Source organism: Scandinavium sp. M-37 (assembly GCF_043558715.1).
In the GTDB taxonomy this organism is placed as follows: domain Bacteria; phylum Pseudomonadota; class Gammaproteobacteria; order Enterobacterales; family Enterobacteriaceae; genus Scandinavium; species Scandinavium vulneris_A.
In genome coordinates this window covers 275,492-291,652 of record NZ_JBIGIN010000002.1, presented here as the reverse complement: position 1 = coordinate 291,652, position 16,161 = coordinate 275,492, and the positions used below count along the sequence as shown (strand labels likewise).

The following is a 16,161-nucleotide window of genomic DNA, read 5'->3' as shown; positions in this document are numbered from 1 at the left end:
TTGTTAAACTAAAAACCAGCCCACAGGCCCGAAAACAGTGGCCTGCACTCCCTGAGTGGTTCACAGCAAGGCTACTGACCCGAACTGTTGATGGCAAAGAAAGACAGGTTCTGACATCCCTGACAGACCATAATCGCTATCCTGGTAATGATATCAGTGCGATATATCGCCACAGGTGGGAAATTGAACTGGGTTATCGGGAAGCGAAGCAGGGAATGATGGACAATCGCTGGACGTTACGCAGCAAGTTGCCAGAACTGGTAAGACAGGAGTTATGGGGAGTACTGCTGACTTACAACCTGGTGAGATATCAGATGGTAAGGATGGCGTTCGAACTGAAAGGTGATTATCTGCCTTACCAGCTGAGTTTTAGCGGCACAATAAGTGAAATAACCCGGTTGCTGATAACGTTGCCATGGGCGTCACCGGGTAAGATGCCGGGTGAGTTAAGAACGTTGTATGAGAAAGCAAAGTGGCTGGTATTACCGGGAAGAAGAGAGCGAAGTTACCCTCGGGAATTGAAAGTAAAAGCCCAGAAATATCCGACAAGAAAAAATGCTGATCACCTTAAGTGACCAGCATTAGGGGCAACCCCGCTTTTTTTATATCTGCCGCTGGCGGAAACGGATTTTTTCGTTAATTATGCATGAGTTATGTTTAACCGAAGGATACCGCTATGTACGACAATCTGAAAAGTTTGGGCATTACCAATCCTGATGAAATCGATCGTTACAGCCTCCGGCAGGAAGCCAACAACGATATCCTGAAGATCTATTTTCATAAGGATAAAGGCGAGTTTTTCGCGAAAAGCGTGAAGTTCAAATATCCACGTCAGCGTAAAACCGTGGTGGCTGACGGCGTAGGCCAGGGCTACAAAGAAGTGCAGGAAATCAGCCCGAATCTGCGCTATGTGATTGATGAGTTGGATCAGCTGTGCAAACGCGATCGCACCGAAGTGGATCTGAAGCGTAAAATCCTCGACGACCTGCGTCATCTGGAAAGCGTCGTGGCGAATAAGATCAGCGAAATTGAATCCGATCTTGAGAAGCTTACCCGCGGGAAATAAGCGACGTTGAAAAGTAAAACGGCAACCCTAAGGTTGCCGTTTTTGTTTTTACATTACTGCATCAGCAGGTAGATAGTGCTGTCGCCACGCTGGATGTTCAGCGCCAGGACGCTCGGCTTGCTGTCGAGAAGCTTACGCAGGTCGGCAATGTTTTTCACCGGCTGCTGGTTAGCCCCGACAATCACATCGCCTTTTTTCAGGCCGATTTGCGCCGCAGGGGTGCCCGGTTTGATGCTGCTAACCACCACGCCTTTATCATTACCCTTGTTGCTCATTTCAGCGCCTTCAATACCGTTGAAGATGCTGCTGGAATCAACCTGAGTCTGGCTGCTCTGCTGCAGTTCTAGGGTGACGTTCACCGGCTTGCCATCACGCACCAGACCCAGCTGGATTTTGCTGCCGACTGGCATGGTGCCAACCTGTGCACGCAGGGCGGAGAAGCTGCTGATAGGCTTGCCGTTCAGGGAGGTGATCACGTCCCCTGCTTTGATGCCCGCTTTCGCCGCAGACGAGTTCGGCAGTACCTGGCTTACGAATGCGCCGCGCTGAGCGTCAACTTTCATCGCTTTCGCCAGATCGGAACTCAGCTCGGTGCCCATAATGCCCAGCTCGCCGCGTTTGACCTGACCAAATTTAACCATCTGTTCGGTCAGGCTCTTCACCATGTTGCTTGGGATAGCAAAACCGATCCCGATGTTACCGCCGTCTGGTGCCAGGATCGCGGTGTTAATCCCGATCAGCTCACCGTTAAGGTTCACCAGCGCACCACCGGAGTTACCGCGGTTGATTGCCGCATCGGTCTGAATAAAGTTTTCGTAGTTTTCGACGTTCAGGCCACTACGGCCCAGCGCCGACACGATCCCGGAAGTCACGGTTTCACCCAGACCGAACGGGTTACCGATAGCCACGGTGTAGTCACCTACGCGCAGGGCATCGGAATCCGCCATTTTGATGGCGGTCAGACCTTTTGGAGACTGGATCTGGATCAGCGCAATATCAGAACGCGGATCTTTGCCGACCACTTTGGCGTCAAATTTACGGCCATCGCTCAGAGAAACTTTGATGGTGCTGGCGTTATCCACCACGTGGTTGTTGGTCACCACATAGCCTTTCGCGGCATCAATGATTACCCCTGAACCCAGCGCCATGAATTTTTGCTGCTGGCTGCCGTTATCACCGCCAGGAGCACCCGGCTGGCCACCCTGACAGAATGGGGAATTCTGGAACGGAGAACCGTCCTGGCAGAACGGTGAATTATCACCAAAGAACTGCTGGAAGTTACGCCCCATACGCGGGGTGTTCACCGTGGTGCTACCTTCCACGTTGATGCTCACAACGGAAGGCATCACTTTTTCCAGCATCGGTGCCAGACTTGGCATCTGCTGGGCAGTGGTTGCAGAGGACGCAGTTTCCGCAGCCGATACAGACAGCGGGGACAGGGCCAGACTTAAACTCAGAGCCAGTGCACTCATTGCTAACGTGGTTTTTTTCATGTGTCGTAATCTCAAATGTCAGATAAAGCAAAAGTTGCTGTGTACGTGACTGTCAGAGTCACTTTATAACGCGAAGTTCCGAATTGACGTTTCTACAAAAGTAAAAAATTATTGTCCGTCTTTACAAAACTATCGCCTTATTCCACAGCCATTAACCTGCGGTATTCATCCCAGGCATAGAGATCGGTCATGCCGCTGATATAATCCTGAATCAGACGACAGCGATAATAGTACTCCATCAACGGATACTCCGCGGCATCGCGCGGGATTTTATTCACCGCCTCGACGTAGGCCAATCGGTGTCGGGTTGAGAGTTTCTGGAATAGCCGACTTTCAATCGGCAAATGGCGTAAACGCTCTTTTTCCACCAGCTCATTAAAATCTGCCAGCGATAATTTCAGCAGCGGCTGGTAAATCTCCAGCAGCCCGCTAATCACGCGGTATCCCTGCAATTCCAACTGCTCAACGTCCGGATGACTGAACACCTGTTTAATGGCGACGTTTTTATATAATTCAAGCAGCTGACTGTAATCACTGTCGTCTTCAAGCAACGCGTGATTGAAATCACCGGCATATATCTGCGGCAGATTGTCGATAAATCGCTGCGCCGCGTAGGGCACCAGTTTATTCAGTGTATTCACTCGCAAATACATAAAGAACTGATCTTCGGTACTGCGGCTCAGAGTATTAGAGCGAGATTTATCCCAGGCGTTTTCTACTACCTGCGCGAACAGCGAACCTTTTTCATGGTTGCCCCATGCTTCATGCAGGTGCTGATAAAGTTGCTCGACGCTGAAGATACGTTTTTCAACGGCGTCTTCGAGGTCTGCCACGCAATAAGAGATGTCATCGGCGGCTTCCATAATCCACGTCAATGGAAAGCGGCTGTATGGGGCGAGATCAAGTTCTTTACGCAACCTCGCAATATAGGCCTCTTCGGCGAAATAATAGCCAGGTTTCTTCATCAAATAGCTGTGACTTTCCGGGGGATTGCCCCGCCACCACGCCGGACGCGTGTATTTCAGGATACAGCCGACCTGTGCCCAGGTGAGGTTCATCCGCATCAACGTATGCACCAGGCGAATACCTTGAGCATTACCCTCGAACTGACACAGGTCCTGGCGCACCCGACGGCGTAATTCATTCAATTTATCTTCGCCATCGCGTAAACGCAGGGTGCCGACCAGGCAACGATCGTCACTCAGCGGCTGGCTGGCCGCATCGCCGGGCCACAGACGCTGGCGAAACCAGTCATTGATTGCCGCTTCACCGAAGTGACCAAACGGCGGGTTGCCGATGTCATGCATCAGGCACGCCATTTCAACAATGCTTTCAAAGGGGCCGGTGAGTTCATCCAGCCCGTAGGCTTCCAGCAGCTTGCGCTCCTTCAGGCGGCCCAGCACTTCTTTGGCAATATAGCGCCCGACCTGCTGTACTTCCATCGAGTGCGTCAGACGCGTCCGCACCGCGGCATTACGCTCCAGCGGGAAGACCTGCGTTTTCTGCTGGAGCCGACGAATCGCCGGGGAATTGATGATCCGTCCGCGATCGCTTTCGAAAATGCGCAGGATTTCATGTTCCGTCGCAGCACTCTGCGGCGAACGGTAACGCCGATGCCAGTTTATCTTTGTGCGAAAATCAATTGTGGCCATAGCCTCTCCCGGTCCGGAAATGCGTGCTCCATGATAAACTATGCCTTTAAACCCATCACATCGCGAGTAAATCTATGAAAATCGGCATTATTGGTGCAATGGAAGAAGAAGTGACGCTGCTGCGTGACAAAATCCAGAATCGTCAGACCCTCACCGTTGGCGGAAGCGAGATCTACACTGGCCAATTGAACGGCGTTGACGTTGCGCTGCTGAAATCAGGGATCGGCAAAGTGGCTGCCGCGATGGGTGCCGCCCTGCTGATTGAACGCTGCAAACCTGACGCCATCATCAACACCGGTTCTGCTGGCGGCCTTGCACCATCGCTCAAAGTCGGCGATATCGTGGTATCCGATGAAGCGCGTTATCACGACGCGGACGTCACCGCCTTTGGCTATGAGTATGGTCAGCTGCCCGGCTGCCCGGCCGGTTTCGCCGCCGACGCCAAACTGATTGAGGCCGCAGAGCGCTGCATCCAACAGCTGAACCTCAACGCCGTGCGTGGGCTTATCGTCAGCGGCGATGCGTTCATTAACGGTTCCGTGGGTCTGGCGAAAATCCGTCACAACTTCCCGCAGGCCGTGGCGGTCGAAATGGAAGCTACGGCGATCGCTCACGTGTGCCACAACTTCAGCGTGCCGTTTGTGGTGGTTCGCGCCATCTCTGACGTCGCCGATCAGCAGTCGCATCTGAGCTTCGACGAGTTCCTTGCCGTGGCGGCCAAACAGTCCAGCCTGATGGTAGAAACCCTGGTTCAGAACCTGGCGAATGCATAAGCGTCTGACATCGGGCCTTTTCGCCCTGCTGTTGTCCCTTCCGGCGTGGCTTCTGGCTGCGCCGAGGGTTATCACCCTTTCCCCCGCCAACACCGAACTCGCGTTTGCCGCAGGCATTACGCCAGTCGGCGTGAGCAGCTTTTCCGATTATCCCCCCGAAGCCGCTGGCATCGAACAAATTGCCAGCTGGCAAGGGATGAACCTGGAGCGCATCGTGGCCCTGAAGCCGGATATCGTTCTGGCATGGCGGGGTGGAAACGCCGAGCGGCAGGTGAACCAACTGAGCGCATTGGGGATCAAGGTGATGTGGGTGGAGACGGGCAGCGTGGAGCACATCGCCAGCACCCTGCAACAGCTGGCGGCCTGGAGTCCACATCCACAACAGGCTAAACAGGCCGCACAATCGCTGCGAGAGAGTTTCGCCCAGCTTAAACAACAGTATGCCCACAGCCGTAAAAAAACCGTATTCCTGCAGTTTGGCACTCACCCGCTGTTTACCAGCAATAAAGACTCCATTCAGAACGAAATCATTGAGGCCTGTGGCGGCACCAACGTCTTCGCCGACAGTCGCGTACCCTGGCCGCAGGTTAGCCGCGAACAGGTGCTCGCCCGCCAACCTCAGGCCATTGTCACCGCCGGAAGCCAGGCCGAGGTATCCAAAATTGAGCAATACTGGCGGGGCCAGCTCAAAATTCCGGTGATTCCCGTCAACAGCGACTGGTTTGAACGCGCCTCCCCGCGTATTATCCTCGCCGCGAAACAACTCTGCACCGCCATGGCGCAGGTCAATTAACGGGAAACGCATCAATGCTTGTCTATTGGCTGGATATTGTCGGCACCGCCGTCTTTGCCATTTCCGGAGTCTTGCTGGCGGGAAAATTGCGCATGGACCCTTTTGGCGTGCTGGTTCTCGGCGTGGTAACAGCGGTCGGGGGCGGGACTATCCGCGATATGGCACTGGCCAATGGCCCGGTTTTTTGGGTTAAAGATCCCACCGACCTGGTGGTGGCGATGGTCACCAGCATGTTGACCATTGTGCTGGTCCGCCAGCCGCGTCGGCTACCGAAATGGATTTTACCGGTGCTGGATGCGGTCGGTCTGGCGGTATTTGTCGGTATCGGCGTCAACAAAGCGTTCATTGCCGGTAGCGGCCCGCTGGTGGCGGTGTGTATGGGCGTTGTGACCGGAGTCGGCGGGGGTATTATTCGTGACGTACTGGCGCGGGAAGTGCCGATGATCCTGCGTACCGAGATTTACGCCACCGCCTGTATTGTTGGCGGCATTGTGCATACCAACGCGCACTACAATTTCGGTATGTCGCTGGAGAACTCGGCGATGCTGGGGATGCTGGTGACGCTGGTTATCCGCCTGGCGGCCATTCGTTGGCACTTAAAATTGCCAACCTTTGCGCTGGACGAGAGTAGCAGATAGCAAAAAGCCGTGTCGATGACACGGCTTTTTTGTTTCAACCTCAACGCTTAAACGCTAAAGGAAGAACCACACCCGCAGGTGCTCTTGGCATTCGGGTTGGTCACAATAAAGCGAGATCCTTCCAGACCTTCGGTGTAGTCCACCGAACCGCCAACCAGATATTGCAGACTCATCGGATCAACGACCAGGCCGACTCCCTGCTTCTCGATAGTCATATCGCCATCGTTAATCTGATCGTCAAAGGTGAAGCCGTACTGGAAACCGCTGCAACCACCACCGGTGATATAGACGCGCAGTTTCAGGTTCGGATTGTCTTCATCCGCAATCAGGTTTTTTACTTTGCTGGCGGCCGCGTCAGTAAACTGCAGGGGCAGCGCTACGTCATCACTCATTTCATACTCCAGTTATGTCGCCCGGCTAAAAGTCTCTCCGGGTCTTTTAAACATTATCCAATACCTGACTAAATCGTTCAAGTATTCTCCCCGGCGGGCTGCTTCTCTTTCTCGGCCATTTCGGCTTCCTGTTTCGCCAGGGTGCGGGTCAAAATGGAGGAATACAACGGCTTGCCGCCCAGGAACTGAGCTAATAGTGTTGCGCCAAGACAGGTAATAATCATTGGCAAAATGAGCTGATAATTATCGGTCATTTCCAGAACCAACACGATCCCCGTGAGTGGCGCACGGACTGACGCCGCAAACAGCGCGCCCATCCCGGCAATCGCAAAGGTGCCCGGTTCCAGATGGTAATTCGGGAACCACGCCACAGCGGCCATCCCGAAGGCGGTGCCGAGCAGCGTACCGAGCGCCAGCATTGGGGCAAAAATCCCGCCCGGTGCGCCAGAGCCAAAGCACAACAGCGTCGTCACCACCCGGGCAATAAAGATAAACATCAGCAGGCCGACGGTGTAATTCCCCGCCGCCGCGATAGGGATCAGGTTAAACCCGCCGCCCGCTGCTTCCGGCTCGATAAGCCCAAGAATGCCGCAAATCCCGCCGAGCAAACCGCCAATCAGCACCCACTTTTTAAGATCACCGCCGTGAAAACGCTGGAACATATCCTGGGTACGCAGCACCAGGTTGTTGAACAGTGGCCCGACGCAGCCGAAGATCATGCCCAACACCAGGTACAGCCACAGCGTATTGACCGGGGCATTGGCGAGTTTGCCCACCTCAATCACCGCCGTTTCGCCGTTGAAAATGCGGAACACCACGCTGGACATAATAACGCCGATGAACACGGCCTTAATTGAAATCAGGTTGTATCTGAACTGCGGGCGCATCTCTTCGATGATAAACAGGATACCCGCCAGCGGCGCATTAAAGGCCGCCGCCAGACCCGCCGCCGCACCGGTCGCCAGCAGTGAGTGACGTGCTTCGGCGGTGCGCAGACGGAAGATGTCGAGCACCATGCGCCCGATATTGCCGCCGAGCTGAACGGTCGGGCCTTCACGCCCTAACACCATACCCGCCCCCAGGGTGCCCATCCCGCCGATGAATTTCACCGGGATAACGCGCCACCAGCGAACCGGACGCAGCTCTTCCAGCGCGCCTTCGATTTCAGGAATGCCCGATCCTCCCGCTTCCGGCGCGAAACGGCGCACCAGATAATAGCCGACCATCGCCAGCAATCCCGAGAAGATAAAGGCCAGCGGCCAGACTAAAAACCAGTGATCCGCCACCTGTGCCAGGGAGCCAATACGCACATGCTGCACCCAGTTGACGGCTTTCTCGAACGCGACACCCACCAGCCCGGCCAGCGTACCGACCACGGCGGCCATCAAGAGAATGAGTAACGGTGTTTTATCCCTGCGAACTAAACGACGCACCGCTTCCCCGCGGCGCAAACGAACAAATTGCTGTGATTCAAAAGAGGGCGTTTCTGCTTTCATGACATTATCATTTGTTGTCAGGATGAATTGCAGACTGCATTGTAGCCACCTGCTGGCGACCCGTCGCCTAAAAATTCCTGCATTATTACATTGTTTCAATTGGGCAAAACTTTCATAACCTTCGGGGAATAACTTAGAATAGTCCGCTAACATGCTTTCAACGAACCAGGAACCTGGCAATGAGTAAATCTGAGAATCTGTACAGCGCGGCCCGCGAACTGATCCCCGGCGGCGTTAACTCCCCGGTACGCGCCTTTACCGGCGTCGGCGGGACCCCGCTGTTTGTTGAACGTGCCGACGGCGCGTATCTGTACGATGTAGACGGTAAGGCCTACATTGATTACGTCGGTTCCTGGGGCCCGATGGTACTGGGGCACAACCATCCTGCGATTCGTAACGCGGTGATTGAAGCGGCGTCTCGCGGTCTGAGCTTCGGCGCACCGACCGAAATGGAAGTCAAAATGGCGGAACTGGTCACTGAACTGGTTCCAACCATGGACATGGTACGAATGGTGAACTCCGGCACCGAAGCCACCATGAGCGCCATTCGCCTGGCGCGCGGCTTCACTGGCCGTGACAAAATTATCAAATTCGAAGGCTGTTATCACGGCCACGCCGACTGCCTGCTGGTGAAAGCCGGTTCCGGGGCGCTGACCCTCGGCCAGCCGAACTCCCCAGGCGTTCCGGCAGATTTCGCTAAACACACCCTGACCTGCACCTATAACGATCTGGCCTCCGTGCGTGCGGCCTTCGAGCAATACCCGCAGGATATCGCCTGTATCATCGTCGAACCGGTGGCAGGCAACATGAACTGCATTCCACCGCAGCCGGACTTCCTGCCGGGCCTGCGCGCGCTGTGCGACGAATTTGGTGCGCTGTTTATCATTGACGAAGTGATGACCGGCTTCCGCGTGGCGCTGGCGGGCGCACAGGATTACTACAACGTGGTGCCTGACCTGACCTGCCTGGGCAAAATCATCGGCGGCGGTATGCCGGTGGGCGCATTCGGTGGTCGTCGCGAGGTAATGGACGCGCTAGCCCCGACCGGCCCGGTGTATCAGGCCGGCACACTGTCCGGGAACCCGATTGCGATGGCAGCCGGATTTGCCTGTCTGACCGAAGTCGCTCAGCCTGGGGTGCATGAGACCCTGACCAGCCTGACCAACCAGCTGGCTGATGGCCTGCTGCGTGCTGCGCGTGAAACCGGCGTGCCGCTGGTAGTGAATAACGTGGGCGGGATGTTCGGGATTTTCTTCACCGACGCCAAAACCGTGACCTGCTATCAGGACGTGGTGAAATGCGACGTGGAACGCTTCAAGAAATTCTTCCATTTGATGCTGGAAGAAGGCGTTTATCTGGCTCCGTCGGCGTTCGAAGCGGGCTTCATGTCCGTGGCGCATACCGAGCAGGACATCAACAACACCATTGATGCCGCGCGTAAGGTGTTTGCAAAACTGTAAAGTCGATGCCGGGCGGCGCTACGCTTGCCCGGCCAACTATCGTCGCCCCGATAAGCAAAGCGCCTCCAGGGAAGATTACCGACTCTGTTTTCTCAGCAGATAGATAAAGTACGGCGCACCGATAAACGTCGACAGCAACCCGGCCGGGATCTGGTACGGGAACAGAATCATCCTTCCACACCAGTCGGCGAACACCAGCAAAATCCCCCCCACCAGTGCAGACAGGATCATGTGCGGCATTGTCCGGCGGAAGCCCATCATTCGCGCAATATGCGGGGCCATCAGGCCGACAAAGCTCAACGGACCAATGGTCATCGTCGCCGTTGCCGTCAGGCTGGCGGCCAGCAGCAACAATGCCACGCGCGTCGGCGTGAGCGCCAGACCGACCGCACGCGCGGTATCACCGCCCAGCGGCAGAATAGTCAGCCAGCGACGGCACAACGGGGTCAGCGCAAACAGGACCCCCATCACCAGCCCGGTGTACAGCACCTGCTGATATGACGCGTTATAGGTCGAGCCAGATATCCAGGTCAGGATCTGCGCCATGCGCGGATCGCCGCTGGCCTGTAACATGGTCAGCAGCATGGTGAAGGCGGTACTGAGCGCCATCCCGGCTAACAGCATCCGGTGCGGGGAGAATCCCCCGCGTCCGGAGGCAATCAGAATGATCATCAGGGTCGCGGCCGCCCCCAGACTGCCCGCAGGCAATAGCCAGCCAAAGGCATTGCCCGGTACGAAGAACAGCATCAGCACCACGCCGAATGCCGCCCCGGACGAAATCCCCAGCACTTCCGGGCTCGCCATCGGGTTGCCGGTCAGGCGCTGAATAATACACCCCGCCACCGCCAGCATCATCCCGGCGACCAACGCCGCCAGAATGCGGGGCGCACGCCATTCCATCAGCGCACTGAGTAAATCGCCACTCGCCCAGTGCCAGCCGTGCGCATCGCGCCCCAGCGAAAGCGCGACCAGCATCCCCAACAGCAGCAGCGCCAGACCGCCGAGTGACCACGCCAGCACCCGCTGACGTTCAACCGCCACGCGATCGCCCGCATCCATCGCCGGGGCGCTGATACTGCGCAGACGCGGCAGCAGCCACAGCAGCAGCGGCGCACCAATCAGTGCGGTCATGGAGCCGGTGGAGACTTCCATCCACACCTGAGACAGCCACACAATCAGCTGGTCAGATAGCCAAAGGATCAGCGCCCCAATCAGTGGGGCCAGCATCAGACGGGAGAGCAGACGACGCGCGCCGAGCATTTTCGCCAGCAGCGGCGCGAACAGGCCGATAAAGCCGATAATCCCCACCGCATTGACCAGCAGCGCGCTTATCACAATCGCCAGCGTCAGCGCCCCGAGACGGGCCAGCGACAGCGCCAGGCCAAGGTTACGCGCCACGCCGTCGTCCAGCCCCATCAGGGTTAACGGACGCAGCAACAACAGCGTTAACATCACGCCGCCGAGCAGCTGCGGCCACAGCTTTTGCACCACGCTCCAGTCGGTTTGCGTCAGCGTCCCGGTGCTCCACAGGAACATGCTTTGCAGCTGATCGTGATGGAAGATGACCAGTAGCTGATTCACCGCGCCGCAGTACATGCTCACCACCAGCCCGGCGAGGATCAGCGTCACCGGAGAGAGACGTTTGCCCCACGAGACGCCAAACACCAGCGCACCCACCACGCATGCGCCGACCAGCGCGGCAAACTGCGTGGTAAATACGCCGGGCAACGCCCACAGGGTGGTGATGGTAATCCCGAGCTGCGCCCCGGTCGCTACGCCCAGCGTGGTCGGTTCGGCCAACGGATTGCGCAACACCTGCTGGAACAGTACCCCGACCAGCCCAAGACCGGCGCCCACCAGCAGCGAAACCACCAGCCGGGGCAGCAAGCTGTAGTGAAACAGCATCTGGCGAATGCTGTCGACGTTCGGCTGCCAGAGCGCTTCCTGCCACTGGGCACGCGGCAGCGCCACGTTGAAGTTGTGCCAGCTCAGCCACGCCGAGGCGATAAACAACAGCAAAAGCAGTACTGCCGGGAAACGGGCCAAACGCTGACTCATGCCTTGCCTCCCAGCGCATTATCCAGAATGCGGATAAAATTCATCACCGATAGCGTCGCGCCGTAGAACCACACCGCCGGCACGCGCTGGAATCGCTTCTGACGCACAAACGGCATTGCCTGCCACAGCGGCGTGGCGATCAGTTTCCGCATCTCAGTCTCATTGCCGTGATCGAAGCAGATAACGTCCACGTCTTTAAACTCGCCGAGTCGGTCGATGCCGACCACCTGACTACCCCAGAAGTTGGTATCACCCTGCCAGGCGTTGACGATGCCGTAGTCATCAAGGATTTGCTGGAACAGGCAGTTCGGGCCGAAGACCAGCACATGCCGCGCGTCGAGCAGCGTAATCATCAGCAGCGGCCGAGCGCCACGGGCGGCAAAACGCGGTTTATGCTGCGCCACGAACTCATCAAAATGATTGAGATGCGCCTGCGCCTGCTGTTCACGACCCAGCAATTGGCCCATTTCCACCAGTGACTGGCGCGCATTAGCCAGCGGATTTTTGCCGTCGCTGAAATTAAAACCGCGCCCCGGGGCGATACGCGCCAGCTTATCCGCCGACGGACCGTAGCCTGCCGACCACACCATGTACGACGGCTTCATTTCGGTCAGCAGTTCGAGGTTCGGTTCGGTGCGCAGGCCAACATCAATCACCGACGCAGGCAGTGCGGGCTCGTTGACCCACAGCGTGTAGTTGGGAATATCAGCGACACCATAAGGCGTAATGCCCAGCGCCAGCAGCAGCTCGACCGGCAGCCATTCGAGGGCCACGATGCGGGTCAAATCTACCGTCGCGGCACGCGCGCTGTTCATCTGCCAAAGCAGAGGTGACAACGCCATCGCCGTCAGTAAACGACGACGGCTGATCGGGAGAGAGTCATTCATCAATAGACAAAGCTTACCGGCGCGGCGCCTGCAGGATGCGGCAGGATCCCCATCGGAATTCCGTAAATGTGTTCCAGCGTGTCGCTGCGCATCAGCGTTTCTGCCGTGCCCTGGGCAATCATTTCGCCCCCACGCAGCGCCACCAGATAATCGCAGTAGCGTGCCGCCATGTTGATGTCGTGCAGCACGGCGATCACCGTCAGGCCACGCTGTTGGCTCAGGCGATGGACCAGCGCCAGGACGTCAACCTGATGCGCAATATCCAGCGCCGAGGTCGGTTCATCCAGCAGCAGACACCGGCTGTCCTGCGCCACCAGCATTGCGATCCACGCGCGCTGACGTTCACCACCGGAGAGGCTGTCCACCAGGCGGTGAGCCAATGGTTTGAGGCCGACCAGCGCAATCGCGTCTTCCACTTTCTCACGGTCTGCGGCGCCAAAACGCCCCAGCGCACCGTGCCATGGATAGCGACCTATCGCCACCAGTTCGCGCACCGTCATCCCTTCCGCCTGCGGCAACTGCTGCGGCAGATACGCCACCTTACGCGCGAAGGCCTTGCTGTTCCAGCTGTCCAGCGGTTGTCCATCCAGCAGAATATCGCCTTCCGAAGGCGGCTGGTGACGGCCCAACATTTTTAGCAGCGTGGATTTTCCCGAACCGTTATGGCCGATCAGGCCAGTGACTTTGCCCGGAGGAAAGGTCAGCGAAAGCGGGTGCAGCAGCGTACGGCCTGGCACACGGAAGGTTACCTCGTTCAGGGCGAACGTGGTGTCGGAAACGGCGGTATTTTCCTGCATAGCGACCAACGTGTAAAAAGGCGCGGAAAACCGCGCCTGAAAGAGAGTTAGAAACGGAAGGTGGCAGTGGCCACAACCTGACGCTCGGATCCCCAGTAGCACGCATATTCGCTGTAGCAGCTGGAAACGTATTCACGATCGAACAGATTGGTGACGTTCACCCCCACCGACGATCCCGGCAGACCGAAACGTGCCAGATCGTATTTCACGGTGGCATCCATCAGCGCATAGCCCGCCACGTTGAACGATTGATACGCTTTCGGCGAGTTGGCTGAATAGTAGCTGACGGTGTTGCCAATATAGCGTCCGCCCGCCCCGATCGTCAGACCACTCAGCGCCGTTTCGTGGAAGGTATAATCCGCCCACAGTGACGCCATGTTACGTGGGATCTCTGCCGGACGTTTGCCTTCATACCAGGTGTCCTGGGTGTATTTCGCATCGGTGAAGGTGTAAGACGCCGTCACGTTGACGTTGGCATTCACCGCCGCCTTCGCTTCCAGCTCTACGCCACGGGAGCGAATCTCACCCCCCTGTACGCTAAAGCCGCTGGTTGGCGCACTCGGATCTGCCGTCAGGTTGCCATCTTTGGTCAACTGATACACCGCCGCCGTGACCACCACTGGCATGTCTTTCGGCACGTACTTCACGCCCGCTTCGTACTGCTTGCCGTTAGACGGATTGAACGGTTTGCCATTCATCGTGGCACCGGAAATCGGCTCGAAGGATTCACTGTAGCTGAAGTACGGAGAAACCCCGTTATCAAACAGATAGTTCAGGCCGCCGCGCCAGGTGAACTGATGGTCGTTAACTTCAGCAGTGGTGTTCGACGAACGGGTCAGAGTCGACGTTTTAGCGAAGTCATAACGCCCGCCCAGGGTCAGTACCCACTTATCCCATTCCGCCTGATCCTGCACATACAGACCGGTCTGTTCCTGACGGTTCAGCACCGCATACGGGAAGGTCACGTTGATATTCGGATCGCCGTACTGCGGATTATCCATGCTGATAGGATCGGCTGAACCGTAGTCAGCATCAATGTCATTGCGCATCCGCATATAGTCCACACCGGTCAACAGCGTGTGATCCACGTCGCCAGTGGCGAATTTGGATTGCAGCTGGTTATCCACGGTGAAGCTATTCATGTTCTCATCTGAACGGACATAGGCGCGGCTTATCTGCCCTGGCGCAATATAGCCATTGCCATACACTGAGCGGTACAGCGTGTTCACTTCGGCATAGCGCAAGTTCTGACGCACGGTGAAGGTGTCATTAAACTCGTGGGCGAAGCTGTAGCCCACCATCTTCTGGCGGCGGGACATCTTGTTATCCGGGTCGCCTTCGTTGAAGTCGGTTGGCAGCTTATGTGCTTTGCCATTGGCATCATAATACGGCACGACCGTCCCTTCACGCGGCAGCCAGCCGTAGTAACCTGCATCCGGATCGCTCTGGAAGTTGCTCAGGAAGGTGAAGTCCGTTTTATCATCCGGGCGCCAGCTGAACGACGGCGCAATGGCGTAGCGGGTTGATTTCACCATTTCCTGCTGCGCGTTTTGACTGCGGCCCAGACCGGTCAGGCGATAAGACCACACGCCGTCATCGTCAATCGCATCGCTGAAGTCAAACCCGGTCTGCCACAGATTGTCGGTGCCCATTTTGAACTGGATTTCACGCAGCGGTTCAGTGGTCGGGCGCTTACTGACCATGCTGACGATACCGCCAGGGTTACTTTTTCCGTACAGCACGGAAACCGGACCGCGCATCACTTCTACGCGTTCCAGGAAATACGGATCCATCGACATTTCAGAGTAGTTATCACCCTGCAGCTTCATGCCGTCGAGGTACTGGTTGGTATTAACCGTTGTAGAAGTGGTGAAACCGCGAATGGAAACCACATCATAAGTCGTTGAGCTGCCACGCGTAGAGAATACGCCCGGTGTATAGGCCAGCGCTTCTTTCACCGTCGTGGGCTGCTTCATGTCCATTTCGGCACGTGTCACCACCGAAATAGACTGCGGCGTCTTTTCAATCGGCGTGTCAGTTTTGGTCGCTGTCGCAGAATGTTTCGCCGCGATGGTTGCCGCCGGGCCCCACGCGCTTTCCAGTGCGACCGGGGCGGCCGTCACGGTGATGGTTTCTTCTTTCGGTGGGGTTGCTGCCTGTACGCTGACAGACATGCCGCTGACCGCTGTGGCTACTACCAGTGCGAGCTTGCGCACGGAGGTATTGATTGGCTGAGCAGTGTTAGGACGCGCCATGAGTCTTCTCTGATGATATTGAGTGAATGATAACGTAAACGAGAATTATTATTATGCCGCAGAATAATAGGCGAAACGCGGAAGGCATAGCAAGCGGAATACGCCCCTACCAGAATTGAGGGTTTAAAAAATAACCTGATGGTAAGTAGGGAGTTAAGAGAAGGTTAACACGAGGATCGAGAATGCCCCTCACCCCGGCCCTCTCCCCCAAGGGGCGAGGGAGAAAACCTGACGGTCCCCCTCATTCAAGGAGCGAGGGAGAAAACTGGACAGTCCCCCTCATTCAGCGGGCGAGGGAGAAAACCGGACAGTCCCCCTCATTCAGCGGGCGAGGGAGAAAACCGGACAGTCCCCCTCATTCAGCGGGCGAGGGAGAAAACTGGACAGTCCCCTCTCCCCTG

General features: G+C 56.7%; 14 protein-coding genes. 6 read left to right on the top strand and 8 right to left on the bottom strand.

What is annotated here, in order from left to right; genetic code table 11:
- Both ACG0Z5_RS03265 and ACG0Z5_RS03260 read left to right on the top strand, forming a co-directional pair.
- Nucleotides 1-575: transposase (locus tag ACG0Z5_RS03265; protein ID WP_394445315.1), on the top strand; the 575-nt coding region annotated here is incomplete at its 5' end.
- 101 nt (nt 576-676) lie between these two features.
- A complete protein-coding gene (locus ACG0Z5_RS03260) occupies nt 677-1,066 on the top strand; it encodes a DUF3461 family protein (RefSeq protein ID WP_097162938.1) in 390 nt (129 codons plus the stop codon).
- A 53-nt stretch (nt 1,067-1,119) separates the two neighbouring features.
- Here ACG0Z5_RS03260 and degP read toward each other — a convergent pair whose 3' ends face one another.
- Complete coding sequence (gene degP, locus ACG0Z5_RS03255) at nt 1,120-2,559, bottom strand: serine endoprotease DegP (protein WP_394445314.1); 1,440 nt, start codon at nt 2,557-2,559, stop codon at nt 1,120-1,122.
- Between the two features lie 137 nt (nt 2,560-2,696).
- The gene (dgt, locus tag ACG0Z5_RS03250; RefSeq protein WP_394445312.1) at nt 2,697-4,211 is read right to left on the bottom strand and encodes a dGTPase; all 1,515 of its coding nucleotides are present in this window, start codon (nt 4,209-4,211) and stop codon (nt 2,697-2,699) included.
- Nucleotides 4,212-4,285: 74 nt separating this feature from the next.
- On the opposite strand from dgt, the gene mtnN reads away from it, so the two are divergent.
- The 3 genes from mtnN to ACG0Z5_RS03235 are packed head-to-tail and all read left to right on the top strand — an operon-like array spanning nt 4,286 to nt 6,415.
- Nucleotides 4,286-4,984: a 5'-methylthioadenosine/S-adenosylhomocysteine nucleosidase gene (gene mtnN, locus ACG0Z5_RS03245; RefSeq protein ID WP_394445310.1), complete on the top strand. Its 699-nt coding sequence runs from the start codon at nt 4,286-4,288 to the stop codon at nt 4,982-4,984.
- Nucleotides 4,977-5,777 (top strand): vitamin B12 ABC transporter substrate-binding protein BtuF, encoded by an 801-nt coding sequence (gene btuF, locus ACG0Z5_RS03240; protein ID WP_394445308.1) that lies wholly within the window; start codon nt 4,977-4,979, stop codon nt 5,775-5,777. The genes mtnN and btuF overlap by 8 nt, the downstream gene beginning before the upstream one ends.
- A gap of 14 nt (nt 5,778-5,791) precedes the next feature.
- Nucleotides 5,792-6,415, top strand: a complete 624-nt coding sequence (locus ACG0Z5_RS03235) for a TRIC cation channel family protein (RefSeq protein WP_394445307.1) — start codon at nt 5,792-5,794, stop codon at nt 6,413-6,415.
- A gap of 47 nt (nt 6,416-6,462) precedes the next feature.
- On the opposite strand, the gene erpA is transcribed toward ACG0Z5_RS03235, so the two are convergent.
- On the bottom strand, nt 6,463-6,807 hold the full coding sequence (erpA, locus tag ACG0Z5_RS03230) for an iron-sulfur cluster insertion protein ErpA (RefSeq protein ID WP_097162931.1): 345 nt from the start codon (nt 6,805-6,807) through the stop codon (nt 6,463-6,465).
- A gap of 77 nt (nt 6,808-6,884) precedes the next feature.
- Nucleotides 6,885-8,303, bottom strand: a complete 1,419-nt coding sequence (gene clcA, locus ACG0Z5_RS03225; protein WP_394445305.1) for a H(+)/Cl(-) exchange transporter ClcA — start codon at nt 8,301-8,303, stop codon at nt 6,885-6,887.
- Between the two features lie 179 nt (nt 8,304-8,482).
- On the opposite strand from clcA, the gene hemL reads away from it, so the two are divergent.
- Nucleotides 8,483-9,763 carry a glutamate-1-semialdehyde 2,1-aminomutase gene (hemL, locus tag ACG0Z5_RS03220; protein ID WP_394445304.1) on the top strand — a complete coding sequence of 427 codons (1,281 nt, stop codon included), beginning with the start codon at nt 8,483-8,485 and terminating at the stop codon, nt 9,761-9,763.
- A 75-nt stretch (nt 9,764-9,838) separates the two neighbouring features.
- Here the strand turns inward: hemL and fhuB are convergent, their stop codons facing one another.
- Genes fhuB through fhuA form a run of 4 tightly spaced genes read right to left on the bottom strand, consistent with a single transcriptional unit; the run spans nt 9,839 to nt 15,760 of the window.
- Complete coding sequence (gene fhuB / locus ACG0Z5_RS03215) at nt 9,839-11,821, bottom strand: Fe(3+)-hydroxamate ABC transporter permease FhuB (protein WP_394445303.1); 1,983 nt, start codon at nt 11,819-11,821, stop codon at nt 9,839-9,841.
- On the bottom strand, nt 11,818-12,708 hold the full coding sequence (gene fhuD, locus ACG0Z5_RS03210) for a Fe(3+)-hydroxamate ABC transporter substrate-binding protein FhuD (protein WP_394445302.1): 891 nt from the start codon (nt 12,706-12,708) through the stop codon (nt 11,818-11,820). The genes fhuB and fhuD overlap by 4 nt, the downstream gene beginning before the upstream one ends.
- Nucleotides 12,708-13,505 (bottom strand): Fe3+-hydroxamate ABC transporter ATP-binding protein FhuC, encoded by a 798-nt coding sequence (fhuC, locus tag ACG0Z5_RS03205; protein ID WP_394445301.1) that lies wholly within the window; start codon nt 13,503-13,505, stop codon nt 12,708-12,710. The genes fhuD and fhuC overlap by 1 nt, the downstream gene beginning before the upstream one ends.
- A gap of 47 nt (nt 13,506-13,552) precedes the next feature.
- Entirely contained in the window at nt 13,553-15,760 is a 2,208-nt protein-coding gene (gene fhuA, locus ACG0Z5_RS03200) for a ferrichrome porin FhuA (protein WP_394445300.1), read from the bottom strand.
- Between the last annotated feature and the right edge of the window lie 401 nt (nt 15,761-16,161).